The sequence below is a fragment of the Zavarzinella formosa DSM 19928 genome (assembly GCF_000255705.1).
GTDB classification, from domain to species: Bacteria; Planctomycetota; Planctomycetia; order Gemmatales; family Gemmataceae; genus Zavarzinella; species Zavarzinella formosa.
This window is the reverse complement of the sequence record NZ_JH636440.1, coordinates 1,000,723-1,020,423: the sequence shown is the minus strand read 5'-3', so window position 1 is coordinate 1,020,423 and position 19,701 is coordinate 1,000,723. Positions and strand designations below refer to the sequence as shown.

The window sequence follows — 19,701 nt, the reverse complement described above, 5'->3', positions numbered from 1 at the left end:
AGGTTCTCATAAAAGGACGTTTGTCATGAAATACCTGCTCTCCCTCCCGGCGATGATGCTGGCCGCCGCGTTGCTCCAAGCGGATACGCCCGGCCTCGTGGTGGACCCGGTGAAGAAGTCCGTGAGCATTGAGGCCAAGGTGGCCCCGCGCAAGCTCGCCAAGTACGACCAGATTTACCCGATTGAAGTCATCGCTTGCTGGCCGGACCCCAAGGGGAAGAAGGCCCATGAAACGGTTGTCACTATCGACGTGAAGCCGAGCGATGTTCACAAGGCGCTCGAAGGGCTCGGCCTCAAGCCAGGCAAACCGGCGCGGGGGGACAAGGCCGAGGCGGCCGGGCCGGAAGTCAAAGTGATGCTGGAAATCCCGGACGGCGGCGGCACCAAGAAACTGAGCATCCACCGCTTCCTGTTGGACCCGAAGACCAAGCAGCCCTTCCCCAAGGATGTGAAGTTCCGCTTCACCGGCTCCGTGATGAGCAAGCCGGACCCGACAAAGCCCGACGAAACCTACGGGGCCGACCTGACCGGCACCCTGATCGCCGTTTACCCGGTGACCGATGAAACCGTCTGCCAAACCTCGCTGACGATGAAGGACTCCGAATACATCAAGCTGGAAGTGGACCCGACGTTGCTGCCGAAGGAAGGCACCCCTGTGAAGATCATCATCGAAGCCATTGCCGCCAAGTAAGGATCTGTCCCCATGAAGACGACAATGACCGCCCGCACGCTTCGACAACGCGCCGGGCTGGCTTTCCTCCTCCTCGGTTTCGGCCTCCTTGCCGGCTGCGGCAACACACCCGCCCAACAGAAGGTGGAAACGGCAGTGGTCGAGGCAAAGAGCGAACCCTCCAAAGGCGAAGCCCCCAAGACCGACACGCCCAAGCCGGAAACCCCGGCGGTGACGGCCAAGATCGACGAGCCGAAAACGGCTTCGCCCAAGGCCGAAACGCCGCCAGAGCCGAAAGCGGTGGCGAAAGCCGAACCAAAGACCGAAGCTCCGAAGACGCCCGCCGAACCCGTGGAGGCGGCCAAGTCGTTCGCCTTTCCCGGCGACACTGGCGGCAAATTGCTGGGCGACATGCTGACGCCCAAGGCTCCGGCAACGATGCCCGGGCGCACGGTGATGTCCCCCCGCGAGCGAGTCTTGCCCGCGTTCTTGGACAACGCCAGCGTGCTGCTTCCGGATGCGGCCAGCAACCCGCAAACCCTGCGATTGCCGAACCGCCGGGAGATTCAGCCGATGTCGCTGCCGGAAAAGGTCGCCCCCGATTTCGCCCCGGCCGTTCCGTCGTTGCCCGCGATGATCGTCCCGGAAGTGGGCGCGCTGCACATCCAGCCCATGCGCGACCCGACCCAGCCGGCCGAACTCCCCATCTTGAGCAACAAGCCCGTCCCCGAACGGGCCTCGCTGGCCGACCCCACGGTTGAATTCACCGCCCAAAGCGTCATCTCACTGCTGTTGCCCCTCCGTGAGACGACGGTTCCCTTCGTGAAACTGACCATCCCGGAACCGTTTGAATTCGCCGGCCAGGCCACCCTCAAGGTTGTCCCGTCGGAAGACCCGAATCGATTTCTGACCCCGCCGCCGGCGCCGAAACCGTAAGTGGCTGGGAAGTCCAATAATGAAAAGTTTCTCGCATCGACTCGCCAAAAGCTTATCCGTTACGCCAAATTAGACGACTTGCATCAAACACCCCGGATCTCTCCGGGGTGTTTGATGCTTTTGGCATTATCCAACACCGTTTTGGGCGGCTTCCGGCGTTGTATTGTCTCTCGTCGTCGTCTGATGCCGGTCACCCGGAGATTTTGAATGAAAATCGTCGTCGCCCAAGTGTTGGCGAGCATCGGCCTTCTGTTGGCCGGTCCCGTGACTTCCAAGGCCGTCGACTGGCATACGCCGGACAGGGCGATCTCCGTCGCCCGGCCCGACTTGGCCCGGTTCGATCCGGCTCCACCGGACGCGGATGTCGTGGGGGAATGGAACTCGAAAGATGGAAAAATCAGGCTGCTGGTGTCGGTGGTCCCGGCGCCACCCGGCGCGCAACGAATCGACAAGACGGCCCTTGAGCAAGTCGTCCTCGCGGAACTGTCTGAAATCCAAAAAAATGTCCGACTGATTGATTCCTCTGTCGAAGACCAAGGGGACCGTCAGGTATTCGCCTTGGTCTTCGAGGGGGAAAATGAGGACAGCCATTGCCAGATGGTGTTCCGCGTGAGCCTCGTCAATTCAAAGGTGTACAAGATCCTGGCGGTGGGCCTCGGAACAGATCCCCGCGAGCATCCCGACGCCGCCAAGTTCATCTCCTCGTTCAAAATCCTTGCTTCCAATGTTGACACGTCAGCCCCCGATGAGGTTGCGAACATCCCGCGGATGATGGGGCAAGTCCTCGGCATATTGCTCCCGATCATCCTGATCCTCTGGCTCGTCCAACGAGGAAGAGGCCAAAAGCCCCGCCGCTCGTCGCCATTGCCGCGAGGAAGGGACTCCGGCGGGGATAATTGATGGAATTGGTTGGCAAGAATACGGGTTTCCGATGGCGGCCGACACGAACCGTCCAAAACGCTTTGCATCAGCCCGATATTCCGGCTCATCACCAAGGAGCCGGCTGGGCCAGCTCAAGCCCGCCCTGATGTGGGAATTGGACGTAATCTTTGGGCGGCGTGCGAATCATCGACAAACACCGTTGAGAACACGCATGAACCAGCAACGGCAGCACATCCGTGCCCACGCCCAACGACACCCAATATTGCATCGGCGCCGACTCCCCAAAAGGGGCGTCGCAGAGGCTGCATCTGGCTGGCGTATTCGCCTCATGAAGTTGCGGCAGCTTTGGAAAGGGCGGGCGGTATTTATAGTTGCCGTACAGAGCCCGAGTGCTGACCGTGCTACGTCGGAGATTGGCGCATCGGGTGATCTGGTAGGGAAACCAATGAAGGCGATACGAGGTATAAGGGGTAAATTGTTCGAGGCTGGTCATTTCGCCGATTTCCGGGGGAATGCGGACTAGGCTGCTCCCGTACAGAATCAGATGCTTGACCGATTTGAGTTTGGCGATGCTTGGGGGTAGCGTCACAATTTGAGTCCATTGTTCCGGGGTCATCTCCCGCCCCGGCGAAAATTCTTCCCGTTGGTCGCTCGCGGCTTGTTCGATGAGTTCCAGAAGACGCACCCAACCGGGGCGGGAGGTGTCTTGAACCTCCGTGTGCAGCGTTAATTCATTCCACCGGCTGTTGCCAACTTGTTCGTCGTCGGCCAAGTCGTTGTCGTCCGGATCGTCGAGCCACGCCGGGTCTCCGTCGTATTGCGGGTCGAGGCATTGGCAAAACGGTCGCAGGACCGTGTTCGCGGCCGCCTCCTTGGCCCACCGATTTTCGAACAGCGGGGGATCTGACTCGGATGACATCTTTGCGAATCTCCCTGACGACATCGACGGAGGCCCGCAGGGGAACGCAAAACGGGCCAAAAACTAATGACGGGCCGCCGAGGCAGATGGTTCGGCGCCTGACACTACCGTGACGAGGCCGACAAACTTGCGTTTCCGGAAAACCATTCAGGCTCCGCCATCCGCCACGGGACGCGGTTCGGAGTCGGGCACGCAATCAGCCAGCTCTCGGACGAGTGATTCATCGGCCACATACGGCCGGAAAAGCTCACGGACACAGTTGGCCCGCTCGTCGGCGGACCACTGCGGCCAGTTCCCTTCACCGGCCGCGATTGCCGCCACATGACTGCGGACACACGCAACCACCCGTGCGTCCGGATGCTTTGAGCGCATCCGTTCGGAATTCCCCGGCAGAAGTCCGGCATCTTGGGCGTTCGCGAACGATTCCATCGCCCGTTCGCACAAGCGGGACATGAACGGACTGCCTGCCAACTCGGGGCCATCGGCGTGGTCGTAAAATTTGGCCGAGAAGAGCGCCCGCAAAAGAACGTTCAACTCAAGGGGGTTATCCACCGTGAAAAGCGCCACCATCTCTGAAGCCCTCTTCTGCCGAATACCCAATTGCTGAAAAACAACCCTTTGTTTATGCGACGAATGACGATTTGCCCCGGCTGGTCGACGACCGCCGACCAGCCGGATTAGGAGTTTGCAGACTTTGAATCGATCTCGCCATTGTGCGTCCGTTTGGCCCATTCTCTCCAAAGCTCCACGTCATAGCCATAGTTTTGAAGAGTAATAACTTGAAGGGTTGTTACTATTGCGGTGACGACTCTCCCCTCATAGTGTGTCCTGGCGCCTTTCTGTGATATCGCCTCAAAAAGATTGAGCAGATGCCCGACCGTTGTGGTTGAAGGGAATTTTGAAAGAGCAAGACTGGTTCTTTCTTGAATATATGGATCCGGATCATTCAATAATTCGTAGAAAAATTCAGAGATAATAGGCGATTCAATTTCAGCCAATTTATCAATGGAAGCTACTCGGACATCCATATCCCCTTCACAAACGATGCCTGTCAGTGAATGTATCGATTGATTTTCCATTATGAATTCCATCCAATCAATTTCAATCAAAGCACTTTGAAGAAAGTGCGGTTCAGCATGGTGCTATTAGCCGTCTGTCAAAATCAGTCCAACCATCATCTCCACCATGAGTCCGACGGCAACAGCCAAGACCCCTTTCATGAGTATAAGCAAGCTTTCTCAGGTGTTCTCCGGCTGATTAGTCGGCCGGAAACATTCTCCGGGCATCACGTCTTCACGCGATTTTCCCGCCGTTTCCGGGTCGCCTTCCATTATCCGATTCGTTGGCGATAATACTGGTTTCCGAACAGCGGGCCTCTTCCGAGAGAACGAAACGACATGGGCGCCGAAATCAAGGCCACGCAGATCACCTGGCATGAGGGGGCCGTCACGGCCGGGGAGCGGGCCAGGTTGCTCAAGCAGAAGGGTTGCACTCTTTGGTTCACCGGGTTGTCCGGGTCCGGCAAGAGCACGCTGGCGGTCGCCTTGGAGCAAGTGTTGTTTCAGCTTGGGCACGCCAGCTATGTGCTTGACGGGGACAATGTCCGTTTTGGGCTGAACGCCAGTCCGAAGACGCTTGTCGAAACACGCGGCTATTCGGAAACGACCGCCAATCGTTTCGGGTTGACCTTCTCGGCCGAGGACCGCGTGGAAAACATCCGCCGCATTGGTGAAGTCGTGAGGCTGTTCGCGGATGCCGGATTAATCGCCATCACCAGTTTTATCAGCCCGTACCGCAAGGACCGCGAGGCCGCCCGCGCCATCCACGAGAAGAACAAGGCCGGGGCGATTCCGTTCATTGAAATCCACGTATGCACGGCAATCGATGTTTGCGAATCGCGAGACCCGAAGGGATTGTACAAGCAGGCCCGCGCGACCATCGCCTCCGGCAAGGGCGCTGGTTTTACCGGAATTGACGATCCTTACGAAACTCCCGATCATCCAGAACTGACCATCGACACCGGAAAGGTGACGACACAAGAAGGGGTGGCGCTGGTTCTGAACTATTTGAAGCGCCAAGGCCTTGTTGGATAAGCCAGGTTCCGAAAATTCCGATTATGGCGATTGAGCGGGCGCAAAGCTCGCCGTTCGCGGCCGGTTCTCTTATCCTGTCGCTAAACTTTGCGCCAATTCCCATAATGTGATTTTGCGCCCCATCTGTCCCGACCGGCACGCATGGTCGAAAAGCAACTCAAACAAGGAAGTTTCCCTCAAGAATGGGAATCGGATTCGTTGACTGCTGTTTTTGGCCAACGTAGACTTGCCCGGAATCGAGGAATCCCCTCGACGGAAGTTTACAAGTAGCGCCGGGTTGGGAAACCAACACGTTCCGAAATGAGCAGCGGAACGACGGCGCCAGATGTGACGCCTTGCACGATCTTCCCAGAGATCACGCGGGCGTCCGGATCACCCAGGGTGTTGCCACCATGCCGCGCAGTCTGATCGGGTCATTGTTGATGCCGAGCGAGGGTTTCTACGAGACTCCCCTCCCTCAATTGGAAGAACGCCCGGTTCGGACGTTCCTGCCGACAGGGTACGAACACAATTACGCCTACCCGTTGATCGTGATGTTTCACGCCAACGGCGGCAGCGACGAACAAGTGTTGCGGTACGCCCCGCGCATCAGCCGGCGAAACCACATCGCCATCAGCCTTCGCGGGCCGGAAATCCTCAATACCCGCGACGACGACGGCCTGAAGTCCTTCGGCTGGGGCCAGCCCTCCGATCAATGGCTCGCCGAATACACGGTGAAGGCGATCCAGGAAACCCGCCGGCTTTACCATGTCCACACGGAACGCATCTATCTGATGGGCGTTCACGAAGGGGCGTCCGTGGCCTACCGTCTGGCGATGACCAAGCCGGAACTGTTCGCCGGGGTGATCGCCATCAACGGCATGATTCCCCGCCCGGCCGAGGGGCCGTTGTTCCCCAAGGACAACATGGGGGACATGCGGGTGCTGATCGCCCACGGAGCCGCCAACGAAATGATCCCGCTGGAAATGGCCCGCCGCGACTTCCTCGCCCTGCACACCGCCGGGGCCGATGTGACGCTGAACACCTACCCGACGACGCACCGCCTCCACGCGGACACCCTCCGGGATGTCAACCGCTGGATGATCCGCAACATCAACGCCGACAACGCTTACGACGCGCAGGACGATGATGAAATGGATCACGCCACGCTGTGAGGCCGGTTCCGTTCACTGGAAAAGACGGGTGACTCGCAAACGCCCGTCGGATCATTTTTAGGTTGGACAATTCCTGTTGACACCCGGCCGTGATCTTGGATATGAGTCCATGAGTCGGTCCGGCATGATGGCGGCTTGAATGTTACCGTCAACTCGCCCAACACCACCGACGACGAGCAACGGCGTCGCGCCTTTGACGACTGTTGGATGATTTTGATCAGGATGTCGATCTCCGATGCTTTTCGTCTCACAGCAGTTTCTGAATTTTTTCGCGGTGGTGTTTCTCGTCTATTGGGCCATCAAGCCGCATCGCGCGCGGATGGCGTGGTTGCTCGGGGCCAGCGTCGTCTTCTACATGAGCTGGAATCCCTGGCTCATCCTCCTGATTCTCTTCTCCGCGTCGGTTGATTTTCTCGCCGCCTTGGCGTTGGAGAAGCAAACCGGCCAGGGCGTTCGCCGGTTGATTCTGGTCGGCAGCATCAGCATTAATCTGGGGCTGCTGGCCTTCTTCAAATATGCGAATTTCTTCCTCGACAATCTGCACGGGCTGGGCAACTGGCTCGGCTTCGGCGGAGACGCCCGGACGCTGAACATCATCCTGCCGCTGGGCATCTCGTTCTACACCTTCGAGACCATCAGCTATATCGTCGATGTTTATCGGCGGCGAGTGAAGGCCGAACGCAACCTGTTGAACTATGCCCTGTTCATCCTGTTCTTTCCACACCTGATCGCCGGCCCGATTGTGCGGCCCGCTGATTTTCTGCCGCAAACCCGGCAGCCAAAACGGCGGAACTGGAACCGGGCCGCCCTCGGGATGCGGCTAATCCTCATCGGCATCGCCAAGAAGGCGGTGGTGGCCGATCATCTGGCCGTCGTCGTCGATCCAATATTCGCCAGCCCTTGGGATTACGATTCGGCGGCCTGCTGGCTTGGGATGGTTGGCTATGCGTGCCAGATCTATTGCGACTTCTCCGGCTATTCGGACATGGCGATTGGCCTCGCCCATTTGTTCGGCTTCAAACTTCGGCGAAACTTCAACCTGCCGTATCTGGCGGCCAGCATCGCCGAGTTCTGGCATCGCTGGCATATCTCGCTCTCCAGTTGGTTGCGGGATTACCTTTACATCCCCCTTGGCGGCAGCCGCCACGGCGCTTGGAACACCAACCGCAATCTGTTGCTGACGATGGTTCTCGGCGGCCTGTGGCACGGGGCGAGTTGGAACTTCGTGCTTTGGGGGGCATTGCACGGCGCCCTGCTGGTTCTGCACCGACAGATTTCGGGCCGGGCGTTGACCCGGCAAATTCCCGCGGTCGCGAGCATCGCCATCACGTTCCTGTGCGTCTGTGTCGGCTGGGTGTTTTTCCGGGCAACCTCGTTGTCGGCGGCGGGGGCGATCCTGCAACGGGTCTTCTGGCCGACGGCGGCCAATCACCTGAATGCCGAGACTTCCACTCTGATGCTCGTCCTCATCGTCGCCGTCGCCCTCGAACACTTGCTGCGTGACCGACGCTGGGCGGACCGGGTGTTCGCCCGCCTGCCCGCCCCGGTGGCGGGGCTGGCGTATGGCGCCGCGGCGGTGATGGTGTTTCTGCTGATGCCCGAGGACGGCAAGGGATTTATTTACTTCCAGTTTTGAGGGGACCAACCTTGGAAGGCCGGCCATGAGACACGTTCGACCGGATATCCGTCGCAGTCGGCGCGTCTTGTCCTGGGCGCTGGCCGGATTTTTCTTGATCCAGTTCGCTGGCGGTCTGGTCCTTGATTACGCCCGGCCGGGCATCCGCTTTCCCATGATGCGGTCCATGCTGGACAGTCTGGCGATGGAGCCCCGTTCGCCTGATGTCATTGTCCTCGGCAGTTCCCGCTTTCAAGCATGTGTCAACGCCACCGAACTGACTCATGAGGTCCGCGCCGCCACCGGAAAAAGTGACTTTCGGGCCTTCCATGCCGCCGTCGGCGGTTCGGATGCCATCGCCATGGAACTGGCCCTGAACAACATTCTGGATGCCGGTTACCGGCCGGGGCTGGTGATTGTCGAGATGACGCCGACAACGATCACCCGGAACACCCCTTGGTACAACTGGCACGTCGCCCGGCAGATTCGCTGGGACAACACGCCGACTCATTTGGGCGAACTCACCGTGTCGGGGCAACTGGGCCGGTTCATCCAAGCCCGGTTGGTGCCGTTGTACCGGCATCGCTACGAAATTCGCAAATCCATTCGGGCTTCAACCGGTGTTTTTCCACCACCGCAAGAATCGCAGGTGTCGTCGGCCGACTTGCCGAGACCGCTTCTTTCTGAGGCGGATTGGAACAAGGAACTTAGCCCGCGTCCCCTCACTCCCGGCGAAGCGGAACTGGCCCGCAAGGGCGTTGATATTGGCTGGCGGGAATTGAGAGCCTTCGGGCCAAACAGCAATGCCCTCGACGCCCTCGACCGGATGTTGACCCGCTGCCGCGAACTCAACATCCCGGTCGTGCTGGTCGGCGCCCCGCTCAGCAGCGTTTTTCGTGAAAAAACGCAACCGATCAACGAAACCTACCATGAGATTCTGAAGCGAATTCAGGAGAAGCACGGGGTCGAATTTGTCGACGCGCACGCGGTGATTCCCGACCACCTCTTCGTCGATTTTCACCACACCACCCCCGAGGGGAGCATCGTCTTCTCTCGCTGGCTCGCCCGCCGGTTGCTCGTTCCAAGGTGGTCGGAGCATGTCGATTGAAGAGGGGGGGCGCGTTCAGGACAATGCCGATTCGCGGTGACGCCTGACATCGTTTAACCGCATCCCGGTTAGCCGGTGAATCTCATCGTCCGTCCGGCCCTCCAGAATCATTTGTTGGACGATGAGAGGCCGGCCTTTCCTCATCCGGTTCGGCAACACAAACAGCCGGTACGGGCGATGGCGGTATTCATCCGTATGCTTCGACGATAATCCCACTCTTGCCGAGGTGAAGATGGGTTGTTCGCGTGGCTTGATCTTCTTCAAATGAATCGGCGAGGTGTCATCCCAGCCCGTCCGCTTGCCAATGGCGGCATCCAGATCGCGGACATGGGGAAACCTCGTCATTCGCAACAGAAAATCGACCACCAACGACGGCCCTTCGATGGGGGAGCCATCCCACAATTCCAGCGTCCGGATCAACACGCCGCAGAAGGAACCGGGTTGGCCGAAGGTCAGGTCCAGCCCCTTGAAACTGCCGCCACGATAGTTCGTTCCCTGCCGATGGAAACACCAGCGATGCCAGGTGGATTGCAATTCGTTGCGATGGCAAAACGGGTCCGGGTGTTCCTCGGAATTGTGATAGACCTCGACTTCGTTGATGCGATGCGGCCGTCCGCCGGCCCATAAGGCGGTTTCGGTGATTAACTCTCGGGCTGCCTGCAAATGCTGTTCGATCATGTCCGACCCTTCCGAATCGGGTTCCTTGGCCAATCGTCTCTGTTTTGTGACAATAAGCAAACCTGATACCGCCCGCCTGTAGGAATCCTCTCACCATGCGTTGGAACAGACGACTTTTGACGGCCCTGGCCGTCACCGGTATTCTGGCCGTCAGCCTGACGGCCCAGACCGGCAAAAAAGATCCCAAACCCAAGCCGATCACTTCCATTCCGGCAGAAGCCCGGCCGAAGAAGCCCGATCTGCCGCCGAGCAAACTGCCGTTGGAGTTCATCACCGGCGAACGGATTGCCCTGCTTGGCAATTCGACCGCCGAGCGGATGAATCTTTACGGGCATTTTGAAACGCTCCTGCAACTGCGGTTCGCGGGCAAGAACCTCGCCGCGCGCAACTTCGCCCGCCCGGCCGAGGAAGTCTCCATCCATCAACGGTCGGCCGATTACACGAAGATCGACGACCCGATGACCGCCTTCGGCGCGGACACTTACTTCCTCTTCTTCGGCTGGAACGAATCCTTCGCCGGCCCGGCGGGCGTGGAGAAATTCAAAGCCGATTATGAGCGATACCTGGACGAAGTGGCGAACAAATATCCGCGGGACGACGCGAAGTCCAAGCCCCGGTTTGTGCTGGTGTCCCCCATTGCCTTTGAGCCGACCGGCGACAAGTTCCTTCCGGATGGCGTGAAGGAAAACACCAACCTCAAACTCTATGCGGAGGCGGTCGCCGCCGTTGCCAAGAAGCGGGACATTGCCTTCCTCGACGTGTTCACGCCGACGCTGGCCCTGTTCACCAAGACACCGGGAATGCAGTTCACGATCAACGGCGTTCACATGAACGAAGCCGGTGACCGCGAACTCGGCAAGTTGTTGGACGAAGGCCTCTTCGGCGCCGCCAAGCCGGTGACGGACACCGTCGCCTTTGAAAAACTCCGGGCGGCCGTCAACGACAAAGCCTGGACGCATGAGCAAGATTACCGGATGGTCAACGGCTGGTACGTCTACGGCGGCCGCCGCACCTTCGACACGGAAACCTTCCCGCTCGAATATCAGAAGCTCCGCAAAATGGCGGCCGTCCGCGACCAGTACATCTGGGACATGGCCGGTGGCAAACAAGTGGCCGACAAGCCGGATGACAGCAAGACCGGCGATCTCTTCGTGCCGCAAACGCGGTTCGGCGCTCCCGGCCAAAAGTATTCCGAAGCCGAAGAACTTCGCTACCTGACGCCGGACGACTTCATCAAGAGTTGCACTGTCCCGCCGGGCATGGAAATCAAGTTGTTCGCGGATGAGACGATGTTCCCGGAACTCGCCAAGCCCGTGCAAATGAACTTCGACAACAAGGGCCGCTTGTGGGTGGCTTGTATGCCGAACTACCCGCAATGGAAGCCGGGCGACCCGAAACCGAATGACCGTTTGCTGATCCTCGAAGACACCAACGGCGACGGCAAAGCCGACAAATGCACAGTCTTCTACGACAAACTGCACTGCCCCACCGGCTTTGAATTCTGGAACGGCGGCGTCTTGGTGATGGATCAACCGCGCATCCTGTTCCTCAAGGACACCAACGGCGACGACAAGGCCGACGAAGTGACTTACCTCTTCGACGGCTGGGCCACCGACGACACCCACCACCGAGGGGGCTGGGAATGGGGCCACGGCGGCCAGTTGCATTTGCTCGAAGGGATCGCCACCAGCACCACGCTCGAAACCCCGTGGGGGCCGCACCGCAGCCAGGGGGCGGGCGGGGCTTATGTGATTGATCCGCGTTCGGAGAAGGTCCGGCAATTCACCCTGCCGGGGATGTACAACATGTGGTGTTATGTGTTCGACGAATGGGGCCAGGGCATCGTCGGCGACGGCACCACCGCGAACCATGCCTGGGACACGCCCCTTTCCGGCGCCCAATATGGCGGGCGCAAGGGGATGCAGTTCGTCTTCAATCAAGAAGGCATGCGGCCGGCCCTCGGCTGCGAATGGCTGGTGAGCCGCAATCTGCCGGATGAGGTTCAAAAGCAGTTCACCTACGCTTGCGTCATCAACATGAACGGGCTACCCCGCTTCAAAATCAAGGACGACGGCGCCGGGTTCCACGGGGACCGCATCAAGAAAGATGCGAAGACGCCGGATGACCTGATCCGCTCGACGGACAAACACTTCCGCCCGGCCGACCCGCAAATCGGGCCGGATGGCGCCCTGTGGTTCGGCGACTGGGCCAACGCCCTGATCGGCCACATGCAATACAGCCAGCGAGACCCGAACCGCGACCACGTTCGCGGCCGGGTCTATCGTCTCGTCGGCAAGGACAAACCCTTGGTGAAGCCAGTGACGCAGTTCGGAAAGTCGATCCCCGAAATCTTGGAACAATTCCGCGAATACGAATGGCGAACCCGCTATCGTGCCCGCCGCGAACTGCGAGACCGGCCGGTGGAAGAAGTGCTGGCCGCGATCAAAACATGGCTCGCAAAGTTGGATGAGCAAGAGAAGCAACATCCGGTAAATACGGTCTCGGACCATGTTGATCGAGATCTTCTCTACGCACGCCTTCGGTGTGAAGCGTTGTGGATTCAACAGAGTCACCATGCCATCGATGTGGACTTGCTCAAGAAAGTGTTGCCGCCGGTGCGGGAGCCGGGGAAATCGTATACCGCATCGCTTGCTGATTTGTCTCGATCGGAAGCTGCTGCCGTGCGCATCCTGACTGAGGAACGTGACCGCATCCCCGGCTCTTTGGAGATGCTCAAGGCTGCGGCAAAGAGTATTAATCTTCGCGTCAAAACAGAAGCCGTCCGCGGGCTGAGTTTTCATCCGACGCCAGATGCAATGGATGCCGTGCTGGAAGTCGCCAAGAAACCGATGGACTACTGGCTGACGTACACCGTGGACGCCGCCCTCGGGGCCAACGAACCGGCGTGGCGGCAAACCTATCTGACCGGGAAGATTCAGAAGGACAACCCGGTCGGTCACAAGATGCTCGGCGACATCGTCGCCTCGAACAAGACCGGCGGGGCCGCCTTGCCGTTCCTGCAAACGCTTCTCAGCACAGAACCCAAACCGGCCGAGGAACGCAACAAAGCGATGACCGCCTTGGCGGGCCTCAAGGGTAACCCGAGCAACGGCCGGGCGGTGTTCGTGCGTAACTGCACCGCTTGCCACCGCCTCGGCAACGGCGAGGGCCAGGATTACGGCCCGAACATGGACAAAGTCGGCACCCGGCTGACCCGCTTCAAAATCGTCGAATCGATCATCGACCCGAACGCGGACGTGGACAAGAAGTATCTTTCCACCCGCATCCAAACCGCCGACGGCAAATCGATCACCGGCCTTGTGGTGAGCGAGACGCCGAAGGAAATCGTCCTGTTCGACGGCAAGGACAAGAAGACGGTGAAGGTCGAAGACATCGAGACGAAGACCGTCCTGAAGCAGAGCAGCATGCCCGAGGGCCAGGCCGCCGTGATGGCCCCGAGCGAGTTTTTGGATGTGATCGAGTATCTCAGTTCGTTGAAGTGATCGTGCCGTGAGGGAACGGGTGTGATTGAGACACCCGTTCCTTTGAATTAATGTTCGCGCCTCATCATTTTCTAATGGCATTCGCCAAATTTTCCGGTTACAAGACTGGTCTATCCAACTGTTGAACGGTGGTTTCGTCCATCGCCGTCAACACCCGCCATTTTTCTTACGCCTTCCCTTGTCCGGGAGATGATCGCCGATGATTCGTATCCAACAAAAGCACCGGGGTTTCACGCTGATTGAGTTATTGGTGGTGATCGCCATCATCGCCATCCTGATCGGGTTGTTGCTCCCGGCCGTGCAGAAGATCCGGGAGGCCGCCAACCGGATGAAGTGTTCCAACAACCTCAAGCAAATCGGGCTGGCCGTCCACAACTATCACGACACAAACTCGACCTTTCCCCCCGGCACCGTGGGCAATCCCTTCGGGACGGACAACTCCACGACGGCCGACCGGCGGACGTGGATGCTGATGTGCCTGCCGTATCTGGAACAGACAAACACTTGGAACGCCCTCGAAGCCTATCGGCAGGGCGGCGGGGCCATGAATGTTCTGTACGGCACCGCTTCCATCACCGGCAACGCCTACCGGATTCCCATCTCCACCTTGATGTGTCCGTCCGACCCGGCCAACCCCAAAAACACAACATGGTCTTCTTCGCCCGACCAAGGGGCGCACGGTAACTACGCCGGTTGCTCCGGGTCCACGACCATCAACACCACCGCATCCCCGACCGGCGGGACGAACCTGAACGGGATGTTTTTTGCCGCCTCCGTCGTCCGGATGGCCGATGTCACGGACGGCACCAGCAACACCGCCATGACGGGTGAAATTATCATCTCCAAGGACATCACCGGCCACGACACCCGAGGTCGCTATTGGAACAACGCCCACTGCGGTTCGGTGATCTTCAGCACCCTGAACCCCCCGAATTCCACCGTGCATGACCGGCTTTCGTACTGCCAGAGCATCACGATGGCCCCGTGCGACCAAGCCTCGGACAACATGGTGATGTCGGCCCGCAGCTATCACACGAACGGCGTGCTGGTGGGACAGGCGGACGGTTCCAGCCGATTCGTCTCCAACTCGATCACCCCGGCCACCTGGCTGAATCTCGGCACACGGGCCGGGGGCGAACCGGCCGGGAACTGATGGTGACCGTGTGTTATTTCCAAATCAAGCAGCATGTGCCAACGATCCATGTGCCAATAATGTCAAGAGCCCCACTGCGTCAGCGGTGGGGGTAACTTCCAGAGTGTGACGGCCACCCCCACCGCTGACGCAGTGGGGCTCTTGAGCATCTCACACAAGATGTCCGTTGAATTTGCCGAATGCAATGATTCCTCACCCACAAGGTTAATCGATGAATGTCGTTTTGAAAGTCCGTGTGTTGGTTCTGTTTCTGTCGATGGCCGCGCTGGCCGGTTGCGGCGGCAGCGGGCCGAAAATGATGAAGGTCACCGGCACGGCCACCTTTGACGAATCGCCGCTGGCCGAGGGGTCGATCACCTTCCGGCCCACCAGTGCCGAGGGTCGGCCGGAGGGGGCGACCATCAAGGGGGGCAAGTTTGAACTGGAGGTTTCCCCCGGCGCCTACAAGGTGGAAATCTCCGCCTCCCGGCCGGTCGTCGGGGGGAAGGACACGGGCATGGGGGTTCCCGTCGAGAATTACATTCCCGCTCGATATAACTCCAAGACAGAGTTGACCGCCGACGTGAAGACCTCGGGTCCGAACGATTTCAAGTTTGAGATGCGGTCCAAGTAACGAGCGGAAAAAGACCGATGACCGAAGACATTGCCGAATTGAAGAAGAAACTCCGGGAGCAGGCCCACGCGAACCGGAACGCCCAGACGAACAAGGATGAACTGAGCGCCAACATCTGCGCGAAGTTCATGGCCCTCCCCGCCTACACGGCGGCGAAGACCGTGATGTTTTACATCGATGTGCGCTCCGAGGTTCGTACTCGTCAATCTCTGCCGGACGCGCTGGCGTATGGCAAGAAGATCATCGTTCCGTGGTGCAACGAGGCGGGAGAACTGGAACTCTTCCATCTCGAAAACATGGATGAGCTCGCGGTCGGGATGTACAAGATTCTCGAACCCAAGCCCGAACTGCGCGGCCTCCCCGAGAAGCAATGCAAGCCGGAAGACCTTGATCTCGTGATGGTCCCTGGCGTGGCCTTCGACCGCCACGGCGCCCGCATGGGCCACGGCAAGGGCTATTACGACAAGCTCCTCCAGCACTCCCGGCCGGACACGCCGCTGGTGGCCCTCGCCTTCGAGTGCCAGCTTTTCCCGGAAATCCCGATGGCGCCGCACGACATCCACATGGACAAAATCATCACGGAAATGGCGGTTTACGAGGGCAAGGGCCGGAAGTGATTTTCGCATGAATGCAAACCCAGCCGGCATGTTGTGCGAAATCCCCAAGAGCCCCACTGCGTGAATCCTCAAGAGCCCCACTGCGTCAGCGGTGGGGGTAGCTGTCACATTTAAAAAACAACCCCCACCGCTGACGCAGTGGGGCTCTTGAGGATTCACGCAGCGGGCTCTTGGGATCATTGATAAACGATGCTGACTGATTTTGCATAAATAACCCCCTCTCTTCTTCCGGGAACCCCTCCTCGTGTTGCAACAATTGATCGAGTTTGCCGGGCATCAATTTCTCTTCGGCCTGTGGCGGCATTTCCCGCTCGTCCTGGTCGGGGTCGTGATCCTGCTGGCTCTGTTCGGCCGGGTGGGAAAATCAGTCGGCGTGCCGCAATTGCTGTGGCACCCCGATCCCCGGCGGCGATTGCGGAACGGGCTGGCGCTGGCTCATCCGTTGTTGTTGCTTCTCATCGTCGCCTTCATGCTGGATGACGCTGTTCGCCAGCGCACAAGCCCGGAGTCCCTGCGGGAGTGGGTCGGGCCGCCCGCCAGTTTCCGCGTCGGGACCGATCTGGGCCCGTTGCATACCCGGCCGCTGTATTGGTATCTGTTTGCCTCGACGGTGAGTGTCATTGTGATCGGCAGCTTCCTGCTGGGCGTTTACGCCGGGTTGGGGGCCGCGAACCGGCGGCGAAGCCTTGGACTGTTCCCGAAGGCGGGGCCGATGCTCGCGGGGATGTTGGGTTGCGTCGCCATGTACGTCGCCGGGATTGAATTCATCCGCTGGTATCACCCGGCGACCTTTTATCAATTGCTCGGCTGGAAGGTCGATCTCGCGGATGCCTCGCCGAACGAAGCCGGGTTGCACGTTCTGCTGTTCATCCATGTCGTGCTGGCGGTTGTGGTCGGCATCGCCTGCTCGGCGGATCGTCGAGACACTTTTGCCACCCCGGCGATGGTCGTCAGCATTTGGCTGATTCTCGCCATCCATGCCTATGGTTTCGTCACTTTCTGGCATGGTTCGCTCTGGCCGCTCACGATGCTGGTGCTGGCGCTGGTGTTTTTGCGAACACGGGTCCGGCCTCATCGGTTGCGCGGCTTCGGCAACGCTTACGACAAGCCGGTGAATTTGAACGATCCGCCGAGACCCGCGTTGCCGCCGGAACTGGCGCCGATGCCGTGGTTCGACGCCCCGCGCCCGGCGAATGGGCCGTTGGTGTTGCTCTGCGTCTCCGGGCCGGGATCGGCCGGCGCCGTGTGGGTCAATCTGGCGCTGGACCGGCTCAACCGGGAGTTTCCCGGCTTCACGCATCGCGTTCATCTCATCACCGGGTCCGGCGGGGCAATGCTCGGGGCGGCCTGTCATGTGGCCGCGTTGCAGGAACCGAGCCAGTTGGGTGGGGTGGCCAAGTTCTCGCTGCATGGCCGCCACCTTTGCCCCAAAGACCTCGCCCGCCTTCTGGCCGGAGATGCCTTTTCGCCGGTGATTCGCGCGGGCTTGCTTGATGATGCCGTTCGATGCCTGCTGCCGTTGTCGGTCTCGCGGGATCGTGGCGATGCGCTGGAAGACGCCTGGAAAGTTCTGCTCAACGAGCAACTGGAACAAACCTTCGGCTCTCTCTCAAAAGGGGAGCGGGATGGCTGGCGCCCCTCGCTGGTGTTCTCGCCGCGAACGGACGACGGCCAACGGGTGTTGATGTCCAACCGCGACCTCGGGCCTCTGACTTATCTGGGCCAGTCGGCCATCGGATGGGAACTCTTCCGCGTGTTCGGCAATCAGGGAACGCTGCCGCTGGCCACCGCCGTCCGGATGGCGAGCGGGTTGCCGGTGTTGTCGCCGACGGCGGAACTGCCAACGGTTCCCACCCGGAAGGTGGTGAACGAAACCCGCGATGACGGCGGCTTGGTTCTTGCCATTGCGTGGCTGGAGGAAGCGTTGAGGCATCCCGATTTGTTGAAACAAGTGGCCCCGAAGATTCTGCTGGTGCGGATTGGCGATTCGCCGATGTCGCCAGACTTTTCGCCTGTGCTTGCTGGAATCGCCCGAGGCTTTCTGGACGCCGCCGGGCCGGATTACTTTCAGATGGTCGAATTCACCAACACCGTCGAAGCCCCGGCCGCTTGGTTTGTGCCGCCGGAGGCACTGCAAGAAATGGAAGCCCTTGCGGAAGCGAAGGGTGAGACGCCGATTGGCAAAGTCATCACCCGACTGCGGGGCTAGCTTGGCTGGCCGAAGGACACCGCCGGAACCGGGGCGGGCACAGGATGAATGTGCCGAATACCAAGGCCGCGAAGCCAAGATGAATGACGGTGTAGGGCCACGATTCCTCAAATTGAACAAAGATCAGCGAGTGCATCAATCGGCCGACAAATGTTTCGCCCGAGACCGGCTGGCCGGCCAGTTCTCGGAAGTGTTCTTCCCAATCCGTGAGCGGACAGCGCATCTGGATGGCTTCCTCAAAGGCGACAAAGCCAATGGCCGCCAGATGGGAAAGCCGAAACCACACATTGCGAATCCCGCCCCAGCCGAGCGCCCAACCCAGCCAGATCACAAGCTGCCCGAGAACGACATAGCCCACGTATCCCACATGGATGGCTACCATCAAATCAGCCAGAAAACCGTACATGGCGATGTTCCTCCTCACAGGGCGTCTCTATGGGAATGACGCGAAAACTACCCGTTTATTCCCGGATTTGTTTTCTCCCTTCATGAAAGATTGGCTTCGCCGGGCCGGTGAAAATCTTGGGTAATCCGACCAGAATTCGCCGGTTCGCTCTTAAACATCGCGGGCCTGCCGGAACTCTTGGAGCGTTCGCGTGGCTCGTCGGTTCAGGATCATTTTTCGGAAGGTTTTGAACGGTTGCTGGAGTCCCCAGACAATCAGGAAGGCGCCCCTGAGCGTCAGGCGGTAGGCATCCGTGTTTGGGTCGAGCCACAACCAGCCCCGGCTGACTTGAATGTCATACGTCTTGATGAAGGCGTAGCGGATCAGGTATTCGAGCGCCTGCCCCGGCTCGTACACGAATTTTTTGGAGGCAATGAGGTGTTTGCCCATGACATAAGTGTGTAGCTCAAAAAGCTCCCTCGGATCGGTCACCATCGGAACCTGCGTGCGGACCGTCTGCGGCCCCGGCGGGAACGCACTGAGGGTCGCGGAGTTGTGCGTGTCGAACACCTCGCCGCTGTCGAAGCGGGTGCTGAACTCCAGATAGGCGGTTTGCTCGGGCGTGTCCCCGCGACCCACGATCACGGTCACCATCGCCTTGTCGCCGGTCGGGCGATTGACCAGCATGATTAAATACGTGCTGACCAGCGGGGCGGCGTTGTCCATTTGAACAAGGGTCGGCTCGTCAAATCCCAGCTTGATGACCGCGCGTGTCTGCCTCATGAAAAACTCCGCATGGTCCGGGTCGAGGCCCTCCATGTCCAGTTCCGTCATCTTCGGACGGGCGGGGAATTTCTGGTTCGCATAAATGAGCAGGGGAAAGCCCAAATAATACCCAATCACAACGATCGGCAGCAAAAAGAGCGATTCGGGAAACAAGTCCATGATGGAAAGCCCTTCGGAGTTTTGCTCCGGCTCATCTTACAAACCCGTTAACTTGAACTATTTGACTCGCCGCCATCAAGTTGGCCCGCGTGAATCACCCGAAGCGGCAATTAGGCACGCGATTCGCATTGAGAAGAGTTCATGAAACTCCAAACAGAGAAACAAATCATGGCGAAGTCCAAGAAGACAACGACGAAACCCGACACCGCCACGGCGGACTT

The 19,701-nt window shown here is 59.4% G+C and carries 18 protein-coding genes; 12 read left to right on the top strand and 6 right to left on the bottom strand.

What is annotated here, in order from left to right; all coding sequences use genetic code 11:
* Positions 1-25: 25 nt before the first annotated feature.
* The 3 genes from BGIM_RS0115555 to BGIM_RS0115545 all read left to right on the top strand — a co-directional run bounded on the left by BGIM_RS0115555 (position 26) and on the right by BGIM_RS0115545 (position 2,506).
* Positions 26-691 carry a YdjY domain-containing protein gene (locus BGIM_RS0115555; protein ID WP_020470681.1) on the top strand — a complete coding sequence of 222 codons (666 nt, stop codon included), beginning with the start codon at positions 26-28 and terminating at the stop codon, positions 689-691.
* Positions 692-703: 12 nt separating this feature from the next.
* Positions 704-1,606 carry a hypothetical protein gene (locus BGIM_RS0115550; protein WP_020470680.1) on the top strand — a complete coding sequence of 301 codons (903 nt, stop codon included), beginning with the start codon at positions 704-706 and terminating at the stop codon, positions 1,604-1,606.
* Positions 1,607-1,813: 207 nt separating this feature from the next.
* Positions 1,814-2,506, top strand: a complete 693-nt coding sequence (locus BGIM_RS0115545) for a hypothetical protein (RefSeq protein WP_020470679.1) — start codon at positions 1,814-1,816, stop codon at positions 2,504-2,506.
* 88 nt (positions 2,507-2,594) lie between these two features.
* Here BGIM_RS0115545 and BGIM_RS0115540 read toward each other — a convergent pair whose 3' ends face one another.
* The 3 genes from BGIM_RS0115540 to BGIM_RS0115530 form a co-directional block, all read right to left on the bottom strand.
* Complete coding sequence (locus BGIM_RS0115540; protein WP_020470678.1) at positions 2,595-3,407, bottom strand: hypothetical protein; 813 nt, start codon at positions 3,405-3,407, stop codon at positions 2,595-2,597.
* Positions 3,408-3,554: 147 nt separating this feature from the next.
* Positions 3,555-3,977: a hypothetical protein gene (locus tag BGIM_RS0115535; RefSeq protein WP_020470677.1), complete on the bottom strand. Its 423-nt coding sequence runs from the start codon at positions 3,975-3,977 to the stop codon at positions 3,555-3,557.
* 107 nt (positions 3,978-4,084) lie between these two features.
* Entirely contained in the window at positions 4,085-4,486 is a 402-nt protein-coding gene (locus BGIM_RS0115530; RefSeq protein ID WP_157369031.1) for a HEAT repeat domain-containing protein, read from the bottom strand.
* A gap of 318 nt (positions 4,487-4,804) precedes the next feature.
* Between BGIM_RS0115530 and BGIM_RS0115520 the strand changes: the two genes are divergently transcribed.
* From BGIM_RS0115520 to BGIM_RS0115500, 4 genes are all read left to right on the top strand, one after another.
* Positions 4,805-5,500 carry an adenylyl-sulfate kinase gene (locus tag BGIM_RS0115520; RefSeq protein ID WP_020470674.1) on the top strand — a complete coding sequence of 232 codons (696 nt, stop codon included), beginning with the start codon at positions 4,805-4,807 and terminating at the stop codon, positions 5,498-5,500.
* A gap of 392 nt (positions 5,501-5,892) precedes the next feature.
* Entirely contained in the window at positions 5,893-6,654 is a 762-nt protein-coding gene (locus BGIM_RS0115510; protein WP_029630076.1) for an alpha/beta hydrolase, read from the top strand.
* Between the two features lie 235 nt (positions 6,655-6,889).
* A complete protein-coding gene (locus tag BGIM_RS0115505) occupies positions 6,890-8,290 on the top strand; it encodes an MBOAT family O-acyltransferase (RefSeq protein WP_020470672.1) in 1,401 nt (466 codons plus the stop codon).
* Positions 8,291-8,315: 25 nt separating this feature from the next.
* Positions 8,316-9,377 carry an SGNH/GDSL hydrolase family protein gene (locus tag BGIM_RS0115500; RefSeq protein ID WP_020470671.1) on the top strand — a complete coding sequence of 354 codons (1,062 nt, stop codon included), beginning with the start codon at positions 8,316-8,318 and terminating at the stop codon, positions 9,375-9,377.
* 15 nt (positions 9,378-9,392) lie between these two features.
* On the opposite strand, the gene BGIM_RS0115495 is transcribed toward BGIM_RS0115500, so the two are convergent.
* The gene (locus tag BGIM_RS0115495) at positions 9,393-10,055 is read right to left on the bottom strand and encodes a DNA-3-methyladenine glycosylase (protein ID WP_157369029.1); all 663 of its coding nucleotides are present in this window, start codon (positions 10,053-10,055) and stop codon (positions 9,393-9,395) included.
* A 95-nt stretch (positions 10,056-10,150) separates the two neighbouring features.
* Here BGIM_RS0115495 and BGIM_RS0115490 point away from each other — a divergent pair, with 95 nt between their 5' ends.
* The 5 genes from BGIM_RS0115490 to BGIM_RS0115470 all read left to right on the top strand — a co-directional run bounded on the left by BGIM_RS0115490 (position 10,151) and on the right by BGIM_RS0115470 (position 18,150).
* Positions 10,151-13,558, top strand: a complete 3,408-nt coding sequence (locus BGIM_RS0115490; RefSeq protein ID WP_020470669.1) for a PVC-type heme-binding CxxCH protein — start codon at positions 10,151-10,153, stop codon at positions 13,556-13,558.
* Between the two features lie 199 nt (positions 13,559-13,757).
* Positions 13,758-14,711 carry a DUF1559 domain-containing protein gene (locus BGIM_RS0115485; RefSeq protein ID WP_020470668.1) on the top strand — a complete coding sequence of 318 codons (954 nt, stop codon included), beginning with the start codon at positions 13,758-13,760 and terminating at the stop codon, positions 14,709-14,711.
* Between the two features lie 211 nt (positions 14,712-14,922).
* Entirely contained in the window at positions 14,923-15,324 is a 402-nt protein-coding gene (locus BGIM_RS50535) for a hypothetical protein (protein ID WP_020470667.1), read from the top strand.
* A 17-nt stretch (positions 15,325-15,341) separates the two neighbouring features.
* Entirely contained in the window at positions 15,342-15,941 is a 600-nt protein-coding gene (locus BGIM_RS0115475; protein ID WP_020470666.1) for a 5-formyltetrahydrofolate cyclo-ligase, read from the top strand.
* A gap of 244 nt (positions 15,942-16,185) precedes the next feature.
* Positions 16,186-18,150, top strand: a complete 1,965-nt coding sequence (locus BGIM_RS0115470) for a hypothetical protein (RefSeq protein ID WP_020470665.1) — start codon at positions 16,186-16,188, stop codon at positions 18,148-18,150.
* Here the strand turns inward: BGIM_RS0115470 and BGIM_RS50530 are convergent.
* Both BGIM_RS50530 and BGIM_RS0115460 read right to left on the bottom strand, forming a co-directional pair.
* The gene (locus BGIM_RS50530) at positions 18,131-18,556 is read right to left on the bottom strand and encodes a DUF2784 domain-containing protein (RefSeq protein WP_020470664.1); all 426 of its coding nucleotides are present in this window, start codon (positions 18,554-18,556) and stop codon (positions 18,131-18,133) included. The genes BGIM_RS0115470 and BGIM_RS50530 overlap by 20 nt on opposite strands.
* Before the next feature lie 150 nt (positions 18,557-18,706).
* Positions 18,707-19,480 carry a hypothetical protein gene (locus BGIM_RS0115460; protein WP_020470662.1) on the bottom strand — a complete coding sequence of 258 codons (774 nt, stop codon included), beginning with the start codon at positions 19,478-19,480 and terminating at the stop codon, positions 18,707-18,709.
* Positions 19,481-19,701: the final 221 nt, after the last annotated feature.